The organism is Celeribacter halophilus (assembly GCF_900114135.1).
In the GTDB taxonomy this organism is placed as follows: Bacteria; Pseudomonadota; Alphaproteobacteria; order Rhodobacterales; family Rhodobacteraceae; genus Celeribacter; species Celeribacter halophilus.
On sequence record NZ_FORY01000013.1, the window covers coordinates 47,129 to 65,470 of the forward strand.

An 18,342-nucleotide genomic window follows, 5' to 3' on the forward strand; every position below is an offset into this window, starting at 1 on the left:
ATAAAAACCCTGCCTCACAGCGGGGTTTTGTCAATTTTGGATATGTTTTCTCACTTGCAGGTCAGTGGCCCGCAGGGCTCTCCGCCCAGAAGATGCACATGGAAATGCGGCACTTCCTGATGGGAATCTGCGCCGGAATTGGTGATCAGGCGAAAGCCTTGTCCCCCCGCAGATTCCGCCACGCCCAGCTGTTCCGCGACCTTGGTGACAGAGCGGAAAAAGTCGAGTTGCTCGGCGTCGGAGGCAGCTTGCACGAAATGGTCGTAACAGCGGTAAGGCCCTTTCGGGATCACCAGAATATGTACCTTTTTCTGCGGCGTGATGTCGGGGAAGGCCAGCGTGTGCGCGCTCTCGAACACCGGCGTCGAGGGGATCTCGCCGCGCAGGATTTTGGCAAAGACGTTCTGGTCATCATAGGCGTAGGGCATGGGGGCCTCCCTCAGTCGGAAAACAGGTAATGCATCGAGACAATCTCGCGCGCTTTATCTTCGGGGATGCCGAGGAAACGTGCAAGGGGCCGCGCATTTTCCTCCGGCGTGTTGCTTTGTGAAATCCGGTTGTAATTGTCGAACTCGGCGTCACGGATACGGTCGCTTTCGTCGGTCATATCCGAGCGGATGGTCGGCAAAAGCCGTTCGATCGCCTCCTCCGGAGTCTGGTCTCCGGCCAGTCCCGTGCGTTTGGCATGTCCGGCGAGATAGTCGTCAGTGAATTCGCACTCGATCTCCAGCAGCCGCGAACTGGAGCGATCGGCGTAGAAGTCCTGAATCAGGTCGATGCCTGTCGGGTCGAGACAGATGACCATGCGATTCGTGTCAAAATAGTCGAACAGCATCCGCACCCATGCGCGTCTGTGCCGCGTCCGTTTCTCAAGGCTTTTCTCGATCCCGCCGAGGTCGGGCAGGGCGCTGCCTTCCTCGTTGAACAGGTATTCGAGACAGGGAATGTCGGTCTTGGTCTTAATTTCCGCCACAAGCCGTTTGGCGACGTGCCATTTCTTGCACACGATGATCAGAAGCTCGCGGTTGCGACCAAGGGAGCTTTCGGTCTCCCAGAACCGCTGCGCAAACCGCCGCCCGTTCCGGCCCCGATTGGTGAGGAACTGGAACAGCGAGCGCCCCTCGTTCGAGATCTGGAACTTCACGCCGGTGGCGGCATAGAGATCGCCGAGGCGTTTTTTCAGTTCCTTGGCCTCGGGGGAGATTTTGCGGGCAAAGAGATAGTCTTGTGACAGGAGCAGGTCGTAGTGGTCATTATAGAACACCACGGGCATACCGTAATCGGTGAACATCAGGAAGGTCTGGGTGCGGGTGCGGATTTCCTTTTCGGGCACCACATGGCGCACGACGGTCTGGAAAAACGTCTCGTCGGGAATCCATGTGGTGCGGAAGAATCGCATCACATCCTTGCGCTGGCGGGTGAAGTCGAGAATCCATTCGACGGTCCGCCGGCGCAGGCACCACCATTGCGACCCGATCATGATTTGCAGGTCGTCAGGGATGTCGCGGCGCAGCCCGAGGCGTTGTTGCAGCTTCAGGCTTTCATAGAACAGCCACTTGTTGTTGCGTTCGTTGAAACAGTGTCGGTAGATCAGCCGCTCTTCCTTGATGCCGGTCTTGATCCAGTCGCTCTCGAAAAAGTCGAAGCTTTCGATAAAGTCCACATCCTCGCGGTCGAGGTAATCATGCATATATTCGGCGGTCTTGATCGACATGCAGTCGCCGGAGAGCATGTAAAAATGGGTTGCGCGCGGAAAATCCCGCTCGGCCGCCTCAAGGGCGTAAAGCGTGGCCTGCACAAGGCTCCACTCGCCCCAGCCGCATTTGATGCGTTTGGTGGCAAAGGTGACATTGGGGTTGTTTGCGAGCCCCTTCTGGATCGCCTCGAAGGTCTCCTTGCCGCCGCTGGCATCGAAGTGGATCGAGATATAATCCCCCGCACGGGTGAGGCGACGGGCCTGATCAATGATCGCCTCGGGGTCTTTATGGCACAACAAGATAAAGGCAATTCGCGCCATATTGGAAACCGTAACCTGTTTTTTGCTTCATTGTCCGCTTACAAGCGTAACCAATCATTGAATAATCAAGGGGAATTTGCTTTTAAAGCAAAAAGGGTCACATTGCGTGTGACAAAGAGGAGTAGTGGTAATTATGGGCTTTCCCGGAACCTGGATGACTGAAAGCGAGAGTGTTGTTTATCGCGTCGTCCCCAAATGTGCCTGTTCGACGATCGGGCAGATCATGTTCTATTCGGATCACGGCGAGTTTTTCGACGGTGACATTCATGACAGCAAGGATCGCATGCACAAATGGGCGCAGGAGGAAAGCCAACCTCTGATCGAAGCCAATGTGCAGGCGCATAAAAGCTATGCTTTCACCTGTGTGCGCAATCCCTACACCCGTGTTTTGTCGAGCTTTTTTGACAAGATCTGCGGCATTCAGCGCAATGGTCGCCGCTATCGTGGCAACCTTGTTCCGCAGCTGATCCAGAAATATGGGATCGAAGTGGGCGGGCCTGATGGCAAGCAGGAGTTCGACCAGATCGCGAGCTTCCGCCGCTTCCTTTTGTTTGTGCGTGATACCATCCGCTGGCGCCGCCCGATGGACCCTGACATCCACTGGTCAGCCATGTCCGGTCATGTCTCCACCTTCATTGTAAATGGCGGGACATATGACAAGATTTTCTTTACGGAGAAATTCAACGAGGGGATGCAGGACGTGCTCGACCATATCGACGCGCCGCACAAGGTCGATCTGAGCGCGATTCCGCGGTTCAACGAATCCGAGGGGCACGGGCCGAAGCGGCTGCATCCGGTCGAGGACTATTTCGACGACCTGTCGATGCATTTGATGTGGGAAATCTACAAGCGCGATTTCCAGCTCTTCAAATACGACTTTGAAAATCCGGGCAACAAGATGCCTTTGGGCGAGGTTGATCTCGACGAGGTTCATGCCAAACTGGGCGACTGACCTTTTTCACTTGCCAGAAAACACAAAAATGCCGCCGGGAGGGGACTCCGGCGGCATTTCTGATTTCCATCCGCCCTGAGCACTCAGGCTCAGAGCGAACGGGACCACCTCTTATTGGTAGTTGTTGATGCTTTTGTCGGCGAGGGCTGCGCCGTTGGAGCCAACGAGGACGAACTCAAGGTTCGAATTCGCAGCACCAGCGTCGAGGCTGACTTTCACATCGGTGTTCGCGCCGGCGTTCACGTCGGTCGAGCCGAGCAGAGCCACACGTTCGCCGCCGTGGACGGAGTAAACCTCCAGAGTTGCCGGAGCTTCGGCACGCACGAGTTCAACATTCGCAACGGTTTTGGTGGAGGACTGGTTGCCCGGGATGATGTAGTTGGGGCCTGCAACAGCGGCAGTGCCAGCAACAGCAACGATGGCGGCGGCGGTCAGTGTTTTGAGGGAGAATGTCATGGTTGTGGTCCTTTTCATTTCATTTCTAGTTGTGGGTGACGCTGTCTGTTCGTTTTTGCGTCTCTCGATGGAATAATATTTAGGCTTGTGTCATGCCTGTGTAAAGTCGAACAAATTTACCATTTTTATCCAGATAAATGTGCATATATGCAGATCACATTTCGGCGATTGTCGCGGGATTTTTTGTGATTCCGTGAAACATTGTGCGAATTCACCTTATTTGGAGCAAATAACTGTGCTTTTTCTAATTGTGTGCATATGCGCACCAAATATTGCGGATTTTTGGGATATTTTAACACTTCGATTTATTTCTGTGCGCCTGCGCTCGAAACGCGCTTAAAAACCATACAGAACATAGGCGGGTTCGCCCGCAACAGGGCGCAGGGGCGCATCAACGCCATCCGAACGCAGGCCCGCCAGACAGAGTTTCAGGCCGAGCCGCCCATTATACGCAGCTGCGTCAATTTTCCGCTGGAGTTTGGATATGTGAGGCGCATGATGGAACTATGGCTCATGATCAACATCCCCACCATCACCACCATATTGACCCCGAAGCCGGAGATGCCCGCGTCGCCGGTGCCATTGCGGTCAACCTGTTTCTGACACTCGCGCAGATTGTCGGTGGCGTGATCTCCGGCTCTATGGCGCTGATCGCCGATGCGATTCACAACCTGTCGGATGCGCTCTCTCTGGTCATTGCCTTCGGGGCGCGCAAAATTGCCCGCAAGCCGCGTGACGGGGGGATGACCTTTGGCTATGGCCGCGCCGAAGTGGTGGCGGCGATGGTCAACTACACCACCTTGATCGTGATCTCTGTCTATCTCTTTGCCGAAGGCGTGTCCCGCCTGTTCAATCCGCCCGAAATCGCGGGCTGGACCGTGGTGATTATCGCAGTCATTGCCCTGAGCGTTGATCTGGTGACGGCGCTTCTGACCTACACCCTGTCAAAAGACAGCCTGAACATCCGCGCGGCATTTCTGCATAATCTTGCGGATGCGGGAACGTCGGTGGCGGTGATCTTTGGCGGGGTGGTCATTCTCTTGTGGGACTGGCGTCTGATCGACCCGCTGCTGACCATTGCGATCTCGCTCTATATCCTCTGGCAGGCGTTGCGCGAGTTGCGCCCTGTGATCCGCATCCTGATGCTGGGCGCACCGGAAGGGACCAAGGCCGGTGATATTGCCGCAGCCCTTGAAGGGATCGAGGGGGTCGAAAATGTGCATCACATCCACCTGTGGCAAATCGATGAGCATCGCAATTCGGTCGAGGCCCATGTGGTGATTTCCGGCGAGGCCGCGCCTGTGCTGGTGGAGGTGAAAGCCCTGCTGCGTGACCGTTTCGCCATCGCCCATTCCACCCTTGAGGTCGAAGCGCCGGGGGCCGGATGTGCGGGCGATGCTGATCCGGCGGTGCCCGCGGGTTGATCGCGGCTGGACGGTTGCCTGACGTTGGCCTTAACGGGCGCGAAAATCGTTGAACCAGTCCAGCCCGTCTTTCGTGCGTGCCTTCGGCATGTATTCCGCCGAGATCCAGCCTGTATAGCCGCTCTCGTCCACGCGGCGAAAGAACTCCGGATAATCAATGAGCCCTTGCACCGGCTCATGGCGCTCCGGTGCGCCTGCGATCTGGATATGGCGCACATAGGGGGCATAGCGCGTCCAGGCAGCCAGAGCGTCTCCGGTGATGATCTGGGCATGATAGGCGTCGAATTGCAGCCCCAGATTCGGCGCATTCACCGCGTCGAGCACCTCGACGGCCAGATCGAAATCATCAAGGAAATAGCCTGGCATATCCTGCCCGTTGATCGGCTCGATGGTGAGGCTCAGCTCGGGCGCTTCTTTCGCGGCCCATGCCAGATTGCGCGTGTAGGTTTCATGCGCGGCCTCGCCTTTGGCCTTTCCCGCCATGATATGCATGTGCTGTGCGCCCAGAAATTGCGCATAGCGCAAGGCTCGTTTGAAATCGCGCCGGAACCGCTCTTCCAGCTCCGGCACGGCGGCAAAGCCGCGCTGTCCGCCGGTGTAATTCGGGGGCGGCACATTGATGAGCACCATGTCGAGCCCCAGATCCGCCATACGCTGCGCCACCTCGGAGGCAGGTTCGTCATAGGGGAACAGCACTTCCACAGCCGTGAAACCGCAGGCTTTGGCCTCCGCAAACCGCTCAAGGAGCGGGTATTCCTTGAACAGAAAGGACAGGTTCGCGGCAAATCTGGGCATGATGTCCTTTCGCAAATCTTGGCTCGGATGGTCTTGTCGGAATGTTAGGCGAGGTCCGCCGCCTTGGCAATTTCGAAGAAAGACCCGGCAGACCAGACACCGAACAGCGCCTCTCCGTCGATCTCTTCCGTCACCGCGTGATCGACGAGGCGAAAAAAGCTCTTGCGGTCTATGAGTGCCTCAAGTCCCGCGCGCACCTCGACATAGGGCGCAGGCTCACCGTCGCGGGTCTCGACGCGAATCGGGTGTTCCGCATCGGCGGTCACCTTATCGCCCACGGAGGTGTGGAAGGTGAGCCGCTGGTCCTTGCCTTCGCCTTCGATGTCGAAATCCACCGCCAGAAACGGCGCATCATCCACGGTGATGCCGACTTTCTCCACGGGGGTCACAAGGAAATACTTGTCGCCCTCGCGTTTGAGCACGGTCGAGAACAGCCGCACCAAGGGCGCACGGCCAATCGGCGTGCCCAGATAGAACCACGTTCCGTCCCGCGCAATGCGCATGTCGAGATCGCCGCAAAACGGCGGATTCCACTTGTCCACCGGCGGTAATCCGCGCCCTTTTGCGGCTTTCACGGCGCTGGCGATGCTTTCTGCAGAAACTGCCATGGAAAAATCTCCTTCTGACCCTTTTGTCATTTGTGCTTTGCATGCGACACGGGTCTAATAGTGCCATGGTTCGACCCGAGGAGTAAGACATGACCGACACCGACCTCGTAGCCGAGATCGAAACGCTGGGCGCAAAGCTTGGTGAAGCGAAAGCCTCCATCACCCGCCGCTTTGTCGGTCAGGAGGCTGTGGTCGATCTGGTGCTGTCCTCCATGCTCTGCGGAGGACATGCGCTCTTGCTGGGCCTTCCGGGGCTGGGCAAGACGCGGCTGGTCGATACGCTGTCCACCGTGATGGGGCTCAATGGCGCACGGGTGCAGTTCACGCCCGATCTGATGCCCGCCGATATTCTGGGTTCCGAAGTGCTGGAAACCGCCACGGATGGCTCGCGGGCCTTCCGCTTTATCAAGGGGCCGGTGTTCTGCCAGTTGCTTCTGGCCGATGAGATCAACCGTGCCAGCCCGCGCACCCAGTCCGCGCTCTTGCAGGCGATGCAGGAGAAAACCGTCACCATCGCGGGCCAGCCGCATGAACTGGACGCACCGTTTCATGTTCTGGCGACGCAGAACCCTCTGGAGCAGGAGGGCACCTATCCGCTGCCCGAGGCCCAGCTTGACCGCTTTCTGGTGCAGGTCGATGTGGACTATCCCGACCGCGACACGGAGCGCGACATACTTCTGGCCACCACAGGGGCGCAGGAGGACGAGGCGCATCAGGTGTTCACCGCGGAAGAATTGATTAACGCCCAGAAATTGTTGCGCAAGATGCCGGTGGGCGAACAGGTGGTGGAAATGATTCTCGACCTCGTGCGCGCCTGTCGTCCGCATGAACCTGAAGCCGGCGAGGCGGTGAATGCCGCTGTCGCATGGGGTCCGGGTCCGCGTGCGGCTCAGGCCTTGATGCTCACAACCCGCGCCCGTGCGCTTCTTGACGGGCGTCTTGCACCCGGTCCCGAAGATGTGCTGGCGATGGCGCGTCCTGTTCTCATTCACCGCATGGCGCTGACATTCGCGGCGCGGGCGCGTGGGGACGATCTCGGCGCGATCATCGCCGATGTGGCCGAAACCTCTCTGAAAGTCCGGTCTGCCGCGTGACTCAACCCCGCTCCACTTCCGGTTTGAACACTGGCCCGAACACAGGTCCGAATACTGGCCTGCGCGCCCGCGCCGAAACGCTCAGCTCCCCCTTGCCGCCGTTGCAGGCACGGGCGGAGCAATTGGCCCGCACGCTTTTGATGGGCGGGCACGGGCGGCGACAATCGGGCATGGGTGACGAATTCTGGCAATACCGCCCCGCGCAGGCGGGTGATCCGGGCCGCTCTATCGACTGGCGCAGGTCGGGACGCTCCGACGGGCATTTCGTGCGCGAAAAGGAATGGCAGGCGGCGCAATCCGTGCATCTCTGGGTCGATCTGTCGGCCTCGATGGGTTTTGCCTCGGATACGGCCCTGCCGCAGAAATCCGGTCGAGCGGCCTTGCTCGCAATGGCGCTCTCGATCCTGCTGATGAAAGGCGGGGAGCGTGTGGCGCTGGCCTCTTTGGGCACGCCGCCGCGCATCGGGGCCTTGCAACTCCGGCGCATTGCCGAGGGCCTGTCGCAAACGGCGGGCGAGGACTATGGCGCACCGGATGCCGCGCTGTTCCTGCCACATGCCCGCGCGGTCTTCCTCTCCGATTTTCTCGGCCCTGTTGAAGCGGTGGAAAAGGCTGTTGCTGCCGCCTCGGATCGCGGCATTTCCGGTGTGCTCTACCAGATTCTCGATCCCGCCGAAGAAGCATTCCCCTATCGCGGACGCACGGTGTTCACCTCCATGACAGGCGCGCTCCGGCATGAGACATTGCGCGCCACCGACCTGAAAACCCGCTATCTGGAGCGGCTGGCCGAACGCAAGGACCGGTTGCGCGAAATCGCCCGTCATGCGGGCTGGCGCTTTGCCACGCATCACACGGATCACAGCGAACTGTCCGCGCTCTTGTGGCTTTACGAAGCTTTGGAGGGGCCGCGCTGATGTGGGTTCTGGGTCCGATCGGATTTACCGCGCCTTGGGCGTTGCTGGGACTTCTGGTCCTGCCGCTGCTCTGGCTCTTGCTGCGTGCCGTGCCGCCCGCACCGGTCAAACGCCGCTTTCCCGGTGTCGCGCTGTTGCTGGGTCTCAAGGATGAAGAGGTCGAGGCGGACCGCACCCCATGGTGGCTTTTGCTGTTGCGAATGCTCGCCGTGGCCGCGCTGGTCGTGGCCTTTGCGGGCCCTGTGCTCAACCCGCGTGTGGAGCGCGGCGGTTCGACCGACCCGCTGCTGGTGCTGATGGACGCAAGCTGGGCCTCCGCGCCGGATTGGTCCGTGCGTATGGGGCGGGTGTCGCAGGCGCTTGACGAGGCCGAAGCGGACGGGCGTGTGGTCTGTCTCCTGCCTGCCACGGCGCTTCCGGCGGAGGGCTGCGCCTTTCTCGCCCCTGCGGACTGGCGCTCGCGTCTGGCGGGACTTGCACCTGCGGGGTTTGCTCCTGACATGGATGCTTTGAGCGGTGTGGTCTCAGCCTTGCCGCAGGACGTGGAAACGCTCTGGCTCTCCGATGGTCTGGCCCGCGAGGGCCGTGCGGAGGTTCTTGCGGATTTGCAGGGCTTGGGGCCGGTCTCCGTCTTTGAAACCGCGCGGCCCATAATGGCGCTGGGCCCGTTGAGCCTGACCGAAGAGGGTGTGTCTGTGCCGGTTCTGCGTGCGGATGCCTCGGATGAGGCTTTGGTGACGCTTCTGGCGCATGGTCCCGATCCGGCTGGGGTGCCGCGTGTGCTGGACCGTCAGGAGGTTGTGTTACCTGCCGGTGCCGCCTCGGTGCCCGCCGTTTTTGACCTGCCGCCGGAACTGCGTGCCCGAGTGACACGGTTCGAGATCGAAGGTCTGCGCTCGGCAGGGGCGAAACGGCTCACAGATGACAGTCTCAAACGCCGCGAAGTCGGTCTCGTCGTGGTGCGCGAAGGCGGCGAGGGGCTTCAGCTTTTGTCGCAACTCCACTACCTGCGTGCGGCGCTGGCGGGCAAGGCGGATGTGCTCGAAGGGGCGTTGCCTGATCTGATTCTGGCCAATCCCGATGTGATCATCCTTGCCGACGTGGCGCGGCTTTCCGGTGGCGAAGTGGCTGACCTTCTCGATTGGGTGAATGAGGGCGGAATGCTGCTGCGCTTTGCCGGACCCAATCTTGCCGCCTCCGATGTGGCGCGGGAGGGGGATGATCCCCTGATGCCCGTGCGGTTGCGTGCTGGCGGGCGCACATTGGGCGGTGCGATGAGCTGGGGCGAGCCGAAACGCCTGCGCCCCTTTGCCGAGACCTCGCCCTTTTACGGTCTGCCCGTGCCGGAAGATGTCGAAATCTCCGCGCAGGTCATGGCACAGCCCGACCCCGACCTCGCCAGCCGCGTGATCGCTACGTTGGAAGACGGCACGCCCTTGGTCACGCGCAAGGCGGTGGGGCAGGGGCAGGTGGTCCTGTTCCATGTCACGGCCAATGCCGAATGGTCTACCCTGCCTTTGTCGGGGCTGTTTGTCTCCATGCTCGACCGTCTGGCGGTGACATCGCGTGCGGCGATTCTCGATGCGGAGGATCTGGTCGGGCAGAGCTTGCAGCCGTTGCGGGTGATGGATGGGTTCGGACGGTTTGAAGACGCCGGAAACCTCCTGCCTGTGGCGGGTGAGGAGTTTGTATCTGCGCGGGCCTCAAACGCCACCCCGCCGGGCCTGTATCAGGGGCGCGACAGCCTGCGCGCGCTCAATGTGCTGGCTGAGGGAGAGGCGCTTACGTCCATGCGCTGGCCCGCTGATGTTGTGGTGTCCGGTGTCGAGCACCGTGGCGAGCGGGTTTTGACTCCGTTGCTCTTGCTGGCGGCGCTGGCGATTCTGGCGACCGATCTGATCGCTTCGCTCTGGTTGTCGGGGCGTTTGTTCAGGGCGCGGGTTCTGTCCTCTGTGCTGGCGGCTGTGTTTGCAGCCACTCTGGCCACGCCTCAGGCTCGTGCGCAGGAAGTGCCGGACGATTTCGCGCTGCGGGCCGCGTCGGAACTGGTGCTGGCCTATGTGCGCACCGGCGATGCCGAATTGGACCGGATGTCCGAGGCGGGGCTTGCGGGCATTTCCAATGTGCTGACCATGCGCACCTCGGTGGAGCCTGCTGCGCCCGTTGGTGTGGATCTGGAGACCGACCCGCTGGGCTTCTTCCCGATGCTCTACTGGCCGGTGACACCGGAGCAACCCATGCCTTCGGCGGCCGCCTATACCAAGCTCAACGCCTATCTGCGCACCGGTGGCGTGATTCTCTTTGACACGCGGGATGCCGATATTGCGGGCTTTGGCGCGGCCACGCCCAATGGCACCAAGCTGCAAGCCCTTGCCAGCCCGCTCGACATTCCCGCGCTTGAGCCGATCCCTGAAGATCACGTTCTCAACCGTGCCTTCTATCTCCTGCGGGAGTTTCCGGGCCGTCATGCCGGGGGCACGATCTGGGTCGAGGCCGCACCGGAGGGCGAATTGGCCGATGGCATGCCGTTTCGCAACCTCAACGACAATGTCACCCCGGTGATCGTCGGAGGTGGCGACTGGGCTGCGGCTTGGGCGATGGACGACAGCGGCGCGCCGCTTGTGCCTGTGGGGCGCGGTTTCTCCGGTGAGCATCAGCGTGAACTGTCCTATCGCTTCGGCGTCAATCTGGTGATCTATGTGCTGACCGGAAATTACAAATCCGATCAGGTCCATGTTCCCGCACTTCTCGACAGGTTGGGCCAATGATCCGCGATATCGTCTTTTCCCCGCTCGTCCCGCTGCCCGTTCTTATCGCTCTGGCCGGTCTCGTCACCGCTCTGGTGATCTTCGCGGCATGGCGCGGCCTGTCGGGCTGGGCGCTGCGGGCTGTGGCGGCGCTGGGCATTGTGGCCGCACTGGCCGGACCGTCACTCAAAGAGGAAACCCGCGAGCCGCTCTCGGATATTGTCTTCCTCGTCATCGACGAAAGCGCCTCCCAAGACCTCGCGGACCGCCCCGCACAGATCATGCAGGCCCGCGCCGCGCTGGAGGCACGGATCACCGCCCTGCCCAATGTGGAACTGCGCGAGATCACCTTGGCGGATGCGCCGGACAATCAGGGCACGCTGTTGATGACCGCCCTGAGCGAAGCCATGGCCGACGAGCCGCGCGGGCGTCTGGCGGGGGCGGTCCTGCTCTCGGATGGCCAGCTTCACGATGTTGACCTCGCCCCCGATTTCCCCGCGCCTGTGCATCTCATGCTGACCGGCACGCCCGAGGACTGGGACCGCCGCCTTGTGATCGAGAGCGCGCCGAGCTTTGCCATCATGGGCGAGGAGGTGACGCTCAAACTCCGCGTCGAGGATCAGGGCGCGGCCCCCGAAGACATGACCACCAGCTCGATCCTGATTTCCATCGATGGCGACGCGCCGATGCGGTTCACCATTCCGGTCGGGCGCTCGATTGACCTGCCGTTAGTCCTGCCGCACGGGGGGATGAACGTGATCCAGTTCACCCTGCCCGAAGCCGAAGGCGAACTGACCACGCGCAACAACTCCGCGATGGTGCAGATCAACGGCGTGCGCGACCGCCTGCGTGTGCTTCTGGTCTCCGGCGAGCCGCACAATGGCGAGCGCACATGGCGCAACCTGCTGAAATCCGACCCGAGCGTTGATCTCGTGCATTTCACCATTCTGCGCCCGCCCTCGAAACAGGACGGCGTGCCGGTCACGGAACTTTCGCTCATTGCCTTTCCAACCCGTGAATTGTTCATGGAAAAGGTCGATGATTTCGATCTGATCATTTTCGATCGCTACAAGCTGCGCGGCATCCTGCCCGCCTCCTATCTCGACAATATCGCACGCTATGTCGAACAAGGCGGCGCGGTGCTGTTTGCCGCAGGGCCGGATTTCGCCTCTGCCGACAGTCTCTATCGCTCGCCTTTGGCTCGGATCATTCCGGCCACGCCGACAGGGCGGGTGATCGAAGCCCCTTACCGCCCACGTCTCACCGATCTGGGCGCGCGCCATCCGGTGACGGAGGGGCTGGGTGGTCTGCAATTTGCCGATGACGAACCCGCATGGGGCCGCTGGTTCCGGCAGGTGGAGCTTGAACCGGAAGATCAGGCGGAAACCGTGATGTCGGGGATCGATGGGCGGCCCTTGCTGGTGCTGGACCGCGTGGGCGAGGGGCGCGTGGCCGTGCTTGGCTCCGATCATGCGTGGCTCTGGACGCGCGGTGTCGAGGGCGGCGGGCCGCAGCTTGAACTGCTGCGCCGCCTTGCGCACTGGATGATGAAAGAACCGGAACTGGAAGAAGAGGCGCTCACGGCCACCGCCGAGGGCAACACGCTCACCATCACACGGCGCAGCCTCACCGAAGGCGCGCGTTCCGTGACGGTCGAAGCGCCCGATGGCACCGTGACCGAAGTGCCGATGGAAGAGGTCGCCCCCGGTCGCCATATGGCCGAGGTCACGGGCGGGGAGATGGGGCTGTATCGCCTGTCCGAAGGAGATCAGAGTGCGGTCATGGTGCTTGGTCCATCCGCACCGCGCGAATTCGAGGAAACCATTGCCACAGGGGACAAGCTGTCGCCGGTGATCAAGGCGCGTTCCGGCGGTGTTTTTGCGCTCTCTGACGGTGTGCCGCGTCTGCGTCTGGTCGAGGAGGGACGCGTTGCGGCTGGACGCGGCTGGTTCGGCATCACTCCGCGCGAGGCCTATGTGACCCAATCGACCCGTCTCACAGCGCTCTTGCCCGGCTGGCTCTGGCTGGTGCTTCTGGCGGGGCTGTCCGTGGCGGCGTGGCTGCGCGAAGGGCGGCGGTGAAGGGTCGGCGGTGAGGGCTTGTCGCCCGTCACCTGACGCTTGTTTCCGAACGCTTTCACATGGCACTCGCGCCGCCGGTTTCTCAGCAGGCGTAAAGCGCCGGACATGCTGGTGCCGGTGTGAATGTGGCGTGTGACTGTCGGGAAGGCCCCTTCGGACAGTGTCCTGCGGGTGCGGGCCAGTCGCGGGCCTTCCGCAATCAACCGATCTCTCCAGTCGATTGCGAAAGGCGTTAGCGTCAGAGGGCTTTCGCTTGGGCGAAAGACACAAGGCGTCGGGAGTTTTCGTCCCAAAGGTGAAGCCGGACACTGTGAAAGCTCTGACGGATCGTCATGCGGTTGCTTTCGGCCAGTTCCTTGTGATCGCGTAGCACTTCGGGCAGGCGATAGAAGGGGATGCGGCTATACAGGTGATGCACATGATGCACCCCGATATTGGCGCTCACCCATTGCAGCACCGGCGGCAGCACATAGTAGGAACTGCCCTTGAGCGCGGCGTCGTGCAACTGCCAGTCTTCTTCGCTGTCCCAATGTGTGGTCTCGAACTGGTGCTGGACATAGAACAGCCAGACCCCTGCCGTGGCCGCCAGCAATGTGGTGGGCAGGAAGATCAGCAGCACAGGGGCCAGCCCGCCGAAATACCAAACCAGCGCCACCCACAGGACAAGGGCGATATTTGTGCCCATTGCGCTGATCCAGTATTTGACGCTGCCCATCAGGCCCAGCGGCAGTCTGTTTTGCAGGATGAACAGATAGCCCGGTCCAAGACAGAACAGGACAACAGGGTTGCGATACAGGCGGTAGAGCAATTTCTTGTGCGGCTTGAGAGCGCGGTATTCTGCCAGCGTCAGGGTCTGGATGTCGCCCACGCCACGGCGTCCGAGGTTGCCCGCCGAACTGTGGTGGATGGAATGCGAGCGCCGCCATACGTCATAGGGCGTCAGGGTAAGAACCCCGATCGTGCGCCCGATCCAGTCACTCAGGGTCCGGTTGCGAAAGAGCGATCCGTGTCCGCAATCGTGCTGGATGGCAAACAGGCGCAGCAGGAAGCCCGCGTTGAGCAGAGAGAGTGTGAAGGTCAGCCAGTAGCTGATCGACATGGACCACCATGCGAGGGCCCAGAGAATGAGGAATGGCCCCACAGTGACCGCAAGCTCGAAAGAGCTGCGGATCGGATCGGGATCACGGTATTTCGCGAGAACTCTGGCCCATTTTTTAGCGGAATGGGCTTCGCTGCGCTGACTTGCAGCTTCGATTTGATCAAACATCAGCTACTGTCATCTCTGGCGCTGGCTTTGTCAACGCAGAAACGGAGTGGGACAGGGGTGATGTCGTTTTTCGTTGCGTCGTGAGTGAGGGGGCAAGGGAGGGATTACGCATTCGTGAAAAGACCGGTCGCGGACACGGTCACGCGCGCTTTAAAAGACCGGTCGCGGACACGGTCACGCGCGCTTTACCTGACAGATGCCCGACACATGTCCGACAGAAGTCCGACGTTTTGCCGACAGGGCATAATCGGGGCGAGCCGGTCCGGTTTGTGAGCCGATCCGGTCGCGCGTTGTTTGCGGTTTTCGGAGGGTTAGGTTTCGTCGCTGAGCAGGATTTCACGCGAGGTAGAGGCAAACTCCCGCCGCAGCATGATGAAGATCACCAAGGTGCCGCCAAGCAAAAGCCCCTCCGGTCCCAACAGCCATGACAGCGCGCCCAAAGCGAAATAAATCCCGCGAATTCCGGCATTAAAGGCGCGGGCCGCTGTGATGTTGAGTTCGCCAGCCTTGCGTGCGCGGGGGAGGGCTTGGGGGTCGGCTTCATCGTTGCTGACCGAGGCCATCACCACGCCGCAATAGCCGAAGAGACGGTTCGACCAGATGAATTTCAGAAAGGCGTTTGTGATGAAAAACAGCGCCAGAAGGATTTTCACCTCCCATATGATTGCAGGCGCATCCAGCGCCAGATCCCGCGCCACACCACTCAATCGCTCCGCATTTGAAATCGCCGCCAGCCCGCCACCAATCGCGATCAGGCAGGCCGAAGCGAGAAAGGATGTGCCCTCCCGCAGCGTTGCAAGCACGGTGGCATCAAAGATGCGGGGTTTGCGGGTGATCATATGGACCATCCACTCGCGCCGGTAGTCGGCGACAAGCACGGAGGTTGAAATCCGCTTTTTTGGCGGATTCTCGATCACATAGCCCAGAATGCCCCACGCCGAGAGCAGGTAGATTACGGCGAGGCCGTCGAGCACGGTGAAATATCGAAGCTGATCAAAGAGTTCCATGTGTGCAGCATTACGCAAGAGCATCGCCCTTGTCACATCTAAAAATTGGTTATAAAATCTGACCAATAGGAGAGGAGCCCCCATGGATATGCCAGCCCCGAATTCGGGCATACAAGCCCGAAAGCCGGAGATTGCACGCCGTCTCCGTGCTGTGCTCCCGCCGGATGCGGTGATTGAAGCACAGGAAGAATTAAAAGCCTATGAATGCGACGCGCTGACGGCCTACCGCTGTCCGCCGCTTCTGGCTGTTTTGCCGGAAACGACAGAGCAGGTCGCGCAGATCATGGCCATCTGTCATGACATCGGTGTGCCTGTGGTGCCGCGTGGCGCGGGGACTTCTTTGGCGGGCGGGGCCTTGCCCACGGAGGATGCGGTGATTCTCGGCGTGGCGCGGCTGCGTGATGTTCTGGAGATCAACACGGACGACCGCTATATCCGCGTGCAAACAGGCATGACCAACCTTGCCGTGAGTGCTGCTGTCGAGGACGAGGGCTTTTTCTACGCTCCCGATCCGTCCAGCCAGCTGGCCTGCGCGATTGCGGGCAATATCGCGATGAATTCCGGCGGCGCGCATTGTCTCAAATACGGGGTGACGACGAATAACCTTCTGGGCGTGACGATGGTCATGGCCGATGGGGATATTGTCGAGATCGGTGGCGCGGAGATGGAGGCCGCCGGACTTGACCTTCTGGGGCTGATCTGCGGGTCCGAAGGGCAATTGGGGATCGTGACAGAGGCGACCCTGCGTATTCTGCCAAAACCCGAAGGGGCGCGGCCTGTGCTCTTGGGTTTTGACAGCAACGAAGTGGCAGGGGCCTGTGTGGCCGACATCATCCGCTCCGGTCTGATCCCCGTGGCAATCGAATTCATGGACCGCCCCATCATCCGCGCAACCGAAGAGTTTTCGGGCGCGGGCTATCCCGATTGCGAGGCGCTTTTGATTGTCGAGGTCGAAGGCTCCGCACAGGAAATAGACGACCAGCTTGCCCGCATTGTCGAGATTGCGAAACGGCATGATCCGGTCACGATCCGCGAAAGCGAAAGCGCGGAAGAAAGCGCCCGCATCTGGCTTGGTCGCAAATCGGCCTTTGGTGCGATGGGGCAACGTGGTGACTATATCTGCCTCGACGGCACGATTCCGGTGGGCGAATTGCCTTCCGTGCTGACGCGTATCGCGGAACTGGGTGCGCAATACGGCCATATGGTTGGCAATGTGTTCCACGCGGGCGACGGGAATATGCACCCTTTGATCCTGTATAATGCCAATGAGCCGGGGCAGCTGGAAAGCGCGGAACAGCTTGGTGCGGAGATTTTGAAACTCTGCGTCGATGCTGGCGGCTGTTTGACCGGAGAGCATGGTGTCGGGGTCGAGAAACGCGAGTTGATGACGCATCAGTTCGCCCCTGTTGATCTGGAGGCGCAGATGGACGTCAAGGACGTGTTCGATCCGGCATGGCTTCTGAACCCTGCGAAGGTCTTTCCGCTCGCGGTCAGTGCATCGCGGAGGACGGCAGAATGAGTATTTCGGTAGCAAAGGAAACAGGCGCACCGCAAAGCGAGGCGGAGTTGCGCGATGTGATCCGCGCTGGTGGGCCGTTTGTGATCGAAGGCGGCGGCACGCGGCGCATCGGACTGGCGCAGGGAGAGGTGCTCTCGACACGGGCGCTGACGGGGGTAAGCCTTTATGAGCCGGGCGCACTGACACTGGTGGTCAAGGCGGGCACGCTCCTGTCGGAGATCACTGCGCTGCTGGCGTCTGAAAACCAGCGGCTTGCGTTTGAAGTGCCGGATATGCGCGGCTTGCTCGGGCGTGATGGCGAAAGCACCATCGGCGGTGTGGTGGCCACGAATGCTTCGGGGCCGCGACGTGTGGCGCTTGGGGCCTGTCGCGATTTTTGCCTCGGTGTGCGCTATGTCGACGGGCGCGGGCAGGTGGTGAAGAACGGCGGGCGGGTGATGAAGAACGTCACCGGGCTGGATCTGGTGAAGCTGATGGCGGGAAGCCACGGGACGCTGGGTGTGATCACCGAAGTGAGCCTCAAGGTGCAGCCTTTGCCGGAGACTGTGGTGACGTTGAAAGTGCCGCAATGTGAGGCTTTGGACGCGGTCGGGATCATGTCCGACATTCTGGGCCAGCCCTTTGATCTGACGGGGGCGGCGTGGTCGGACACAACTGTGTTCTTGCGTCTGGAAGGCATTGAGACCGCACTCAAATACCGGATCGGCCGGATCAGGGCGCGTTTGGGTCGGGATGTGGCAGAGCTGTGGGGTGCCGCACTTAGTGACCCGATCTGGCAGGCGCTTCGCGATGTGGAGCAGTTTCATGATCGCGCGGGGGATGTGTGGCAACTGTCCGTGAGGCCGTCTGATGCGGCAGCACTTGTCGAGGCAATCTGTCCCGAAGATGTCATCTATGATTGGGGTGGCAACCGGCTTTGGCTGTTGACCGCAGAAGGCACGGATGTGCGGGCCAAGATGCACAGAGGCCATGCCACACTGGTCCGCGCCAGTGACGGGACCAAAGCGCGGCTCGGCGTGTTTCATCCGCAAAGCGCGGCGATTGAGCGGGTCAGTGCGGGGCTTCGGCACAAATTCGACCCTGAAGGCAAATTCAACCGTGGGATGATGGGCTGATGGCGATTATTGTGATTTTGTTCGTTATCCCCGTGGCCACGCTGGTCGGATTGGCGGTTTTGCCTGCGGGGCGGCCCGCGCTTGTCGGGCACATCGTAGTGGCATCGGTCGCGGCATTGGCGGCGATGACTTTCCTGCCTTTGAGTGCGTCGAACGGTCCTGACGACTGGTTCCACGGGATTGAATTGGTGCCTATTTTTTCGGCCGGGATCAGCGTCGTGCTCGTTGGTATCGCGCAAGGGTGGCGGTGGTATCGTATCCGCAAGGGCAAGGAGACCTACTACATTGCGGCTCTCCTACTGTGCCTGCTCCCCATTCTTGTAATTGCCGCGCAGATGTAAGGGAC

At 60.8% G+C, this 18,342-nt stretch carries 16 protein-coding genes; 9 read left to right on the forward strand and 7 right to left on the reverse strand.

The annotated features are described in order from the left end of the window. Positions 1 to 50: 50 nt before the first annotated feature. Positions 51 to 428: an HIT domain-containing protein gene (locus BM152_RS13550; protein WP_066608720.1), complete on the reverse strand. Its 378-nt coding sequence runs from the start codon at positions 426 to 428 to the stop codon at positions 51 to 53. 11 nt (positions 429 to 439) lie between these two features. Continuing rightward, positions 440 to 2,017 carry a DUF5928 domain-containing protein gene (locus BM152_RS13555; protein WP_066608730.1) on the reverse strand — a complete coding sequence of 526 codons (1,578 nt, stop codon included), beginning with the start codon at positions 2,015 to 2,017 and terminating at the stop codon, positions 440 to 442. A 133-nt stretch (positions 2,018 to 2,150) separates the two neighbouring features. On the opposite strand from BM152_RS13555, the gene BM152_RS13560 reads away from it, so the two are divergent. Continuing rightward, complete coding sequence (locus tag BM152_RS13560) at positions 2,151 to 2,969, forward strand: sulfotransferase family protein (RefSeq protein WP_066608733.1); 819 nt, start codon at positions 2,151 to 2,153, stop codon at positions 2,967 to 2,969. Positions 2,970 to 3,080: 111 nt separating this feature from the next. Here BM152_RS13560 and BM152_RS13565 read toward each other — a convergent pair whose 3' ends face one another. Beyond that, on the reverse strand, positions 3,081 to 3,425 hold the full coding sequence (locus tag BM152_RS13565; protein WP_066608735.1) for a hypothetical protein: 345 nt from the start codon (positions 3,423 to 3,425) through the stop codon (positions 3,081 to 3,083). 506 nt (positions 3,426 to 3,931) lie between these two features. Here BM152_RS13565 and BM152_RS13570 point away from each other — a divergent pair. Further along, positions 3,932 to 4,849, forward strand: coding sequence for a cation diffusion facilitator family transporter (locus BM152_RS13570; RefSeq protein ID WP_066608738.1), 918 nt, complete (start codon positions 3,932 to 3,934; stop codon positions 4,847 to 4,849). Between the two features lie 30 nt (positions 4,850 to 4,879). Here BM152_RS13570 and BM152_RS13575 read toward each other — a convergent pair whose 3' ends face one another. Continuing rightward, complete coding sequence (locus BM152_RS13575) at positions 4,880 to 5,644, reverse strand: hydroxypyruvate isomerase family protein (RefSeq protein ID WP_066608740.1); 765 nt, start codon at positions 5,642 to 5,644, stop codon at positions 4,880 to 4,882. Between the two features lie 44 nt (positions 5,645 to 5,688). Then, positions 5,689 to 6,252, reverse strand: a complete 564-nt coding sequence (locus BM152_RS13580) for a DUF1285 domain-containing protein (RefSeq protein WP_066608743.1) — start codon at positions 6,250 to 6,252, stop codon at positions 5,689 to 5,691. Between the two features lie 89 nt (positions 6,253 to 6,341). Between BM152_RS13580 and BM152_RS13585 the strand changes: the two genes are divergently transcribed. Genes BM152_RS13585 through BM152_RS13600 form a run of 4 tightly spaced genes read left to right on the forward strand, consistent with a single transcriptional unit; the run spans position 6,342 to position 13,088 of the window. Beyond that, on the forward strand, positions 6,342 to 7,346 hold the full coding sequence (locus BM152_RS13585; protein WP_066608746.1) for an AAA family ATPase: 1,005 nt from the start codon (positions 6,342 to 6,344) through the stop codon (positions 7,344 to 7,346). 23 nt (positions 7,347 to 7,369) lie between these two features. Then, positions 7,370 to 8,260 (forward strand): DUF58 domain-containing protein, encoded by an 891-nt coding sequence (locus BM152_RS13590; protein WP_414835864.1) that lies wholly within the window; start codon positions 7,370 to 7,372, stop codon positions 8,258 to 8,260. After that, a complete protein-coding gene (locus tag BM152_RS13595) occupies positions 8,260 to 11,028 on the forward strand; it encodes a DUF4159 domain-containing protein (protein WP_066608749.1) in 2,769 nt (922 codons plus the stop codon). Before BM152_RS13590 ends, BM152_RS13595 begins: the two co-directional genes overlap by 1 nt. Further along, a complete protein-coding gene (locus BM152_RS13600; protein WP_066608752.1) occupies positions 11,025 to 13,088 on the forward strand; it encodes a hypothetical protein in 2,064 nt (687 codons plus the stop codon). Before BM152_RS13595 ends, BM152_RS13600 begins: the two co-directional genes overlap by 4 nt. A 238-nt stretch (positions 13,089 to 13,326) precedes the next feature. On the opposite strand, the gene BM152_RS13605 is transcribed toward BM152_RS13600, so the two are convergent. After that, complete coding sequence (locus BM152_RS13605) at positions 13,327 to 14,355, reverse strand: fatty acid desaturase (protein WP_066608755.1); 1,029 nt, start codon at positions 14,353 to 14,355, stop codon at positions 13,327 to 13,329. 311 nt (positions 14,356 to 14,666) lie between these two features. Beyond that, the gene (locus BM152_RS13610; protein WP_066608758.1) at positions 14,667 to 15,362 is read right to left on the reverse strand and encodes a DUF599 domain-containing protein; all 696 of its coding nucleotides are present in this window, start codon (positions 15,360 to 15,362) and stop codon (positions 14,667 to 14,669) included. A gap of 82 nt (positions 15,363 to 15,444) precedes the next feature. On the opposite strand from BM152_RS13610, the gene BM152_RS13615 reads away from it, so the two are divergent. The 3 genes from BM152_RS13615 to BM152_RS13625 are packed head-to-tail and all read left to right on the forward strand — an operon-like array spanning position 15,445 to position 18,337. After that, on the forward strand, positions 15,445 to 16,881 hold the full coding sequence (locus tag BM152_RS13615) for an FAD-linked oxidase C-terminal domain-containing protein (protein ID WP_066608760.1): 1,437 nt from the start codon (positions 15,445 to 15,447) through the stop codon (positions 16,879 to 16,881). Continuing rightward, positions 16,878 to 17,996, forward strand: a complete 1,119-nt coding sequence (locus tag BM152_RS13620; RefSeq protein ID WP_066608762.1) for an FAD-binding protein — start codon at positions 16,878 to 16,880, stop codon at positions 17,994 to 17,996. Before BM152_RS13615 ends, BM152_RS13620 begins: the two co-directional genes overlap by 4 nt. Then, positions 17,996 to 18,337, forward strand: a complete 342-nt coding sequence (locus tag BM152_RS13625) for a hypothetical protein (protein ID WP_066608763.1) — start codon at positions 17,996 to 17,998, stop codon at positions 18,335 to 18,337. Before BM152_RS13620 ends, BM152_RS13625 begins: the two co-directional genes overlap by 1 nt. The last annotated feature ends 5 nt before the right edge of the window (positions 18,338 to 18,342 follow it).

What these genes read in the sequence shown, in the direction of transcription:
- BM152_RS13550 (WP_066608720.1), bottom strand. Translation starts at nt 428, where the DNA reads ATGCCCTACGCCTATGATGACCAGAACGTCTTTGCCAAAATCCTGCGC.
- BM152_RS13555 (WP_066608730.1), bottom strand. Translation starts at nt 2,017, where the DNA reads ATGGCGCGAATTGCCTTTATCTTGTTGTGCCATAAAGACCCCGAGGCG.
- BM152_RS13560 (WP_066608733.1), top strand. Translation starts at nt 2,151, where the DNA reads ATGGGCTTTCCCGGAACCTGGATGACTGAAAGCGAGAGTGTTGTTTAT.
- BM152_RS13565 (WP_066608735.1), bottom strand. Translation starts at nt 3,425, where the DNA reads ATGACATTCTCCCTCAAAACACTGACCGCCGCCGCCATCGTTGCTGTT.
- BM152_RS13570 (WP_066608738.1), top strand. Translation starts at nt 3,932, where the DNA reads ATGGCTCATGATCAACATCCCCACCATCACCACCATATTGACCCCGAA.
- BM152_RS13575 (WP_066608740.1), bottom strand. Translation starts at nt 5,644, where the DNA reads ATGCCCAGATTTGCCGCGAACCTGTCCTTTCTGTTCAAGGAATACCCG.
- BM152_RS13580 (WP_066608743.1), bottom strand. Translation starts at nt 6,252, where the DNA reads ATGGCAGTTTCTGCAGAAAGCATCGCCAGCGCCGTGAAAGCCGCAAAA.
- BM152_RS13585 (WP_066608746.1), top strand. Translation starts at nt 6,342, where the DNA reads ATGACCGACACCGACCTCGTAGCCGAGATCGAAACGCTGGGCGCAAAG.
- BM152_RS13595 (WP_066608749.1), top strand. Translation starts at nt 8,260, where the DNA reads ATGTGGGTTCTGGGTCCGATCGGATTTACCGCGCCTTGGGCGTTGCTG.
- BM152_RS13600 (WP_066608752.1), top strand. Translation starts at nt 11,025, where the DNA reads ATGATCCGCGATATCGTCTTTTCCCCGCTCGTCCCGCTGCCCGTTCTT.
- BM152_RS13605 (WP_066608755.1), bottom strand. Translation starts at nt 14,355, where the DNA reads ATGTTTGATCAAATCGAAGCTGCAAGTCAGCGCAGCGAAGCCCATTCC.
- BM152_RS13610 (WP_066608758.1), bottom strand. Translation starts at nt 15,362, where the DNA reads ATGGAACTCTTTGATCAGCTTCGATATTTCACCGTGCTCGACGGCCTC.
- BM152_RS13615 (WP_066608760.1), top strand. Translation starts at nt 15,445, where the DNA reads ATGGATATGCCAGCCCCGAATTCGGGCATACAAGCCCGAAAGCCGGAG.
- BM152_RS13620 (WP_066608762.1), top strand. Translation starts at nt 16,878, where the DNA reads ATGAGTATTTCGGTAGCAAAGGAAACAGGCGCACCGCAAAGCGAGGCG.
- BM152_RS13625 (WP_066608763.1), top strand. Translation starts at nt 17,996, where the DNA reads ATGGCGATTATTGTGATTTTGTTCGTTATCCCCGTGGCCACGCTGGTC.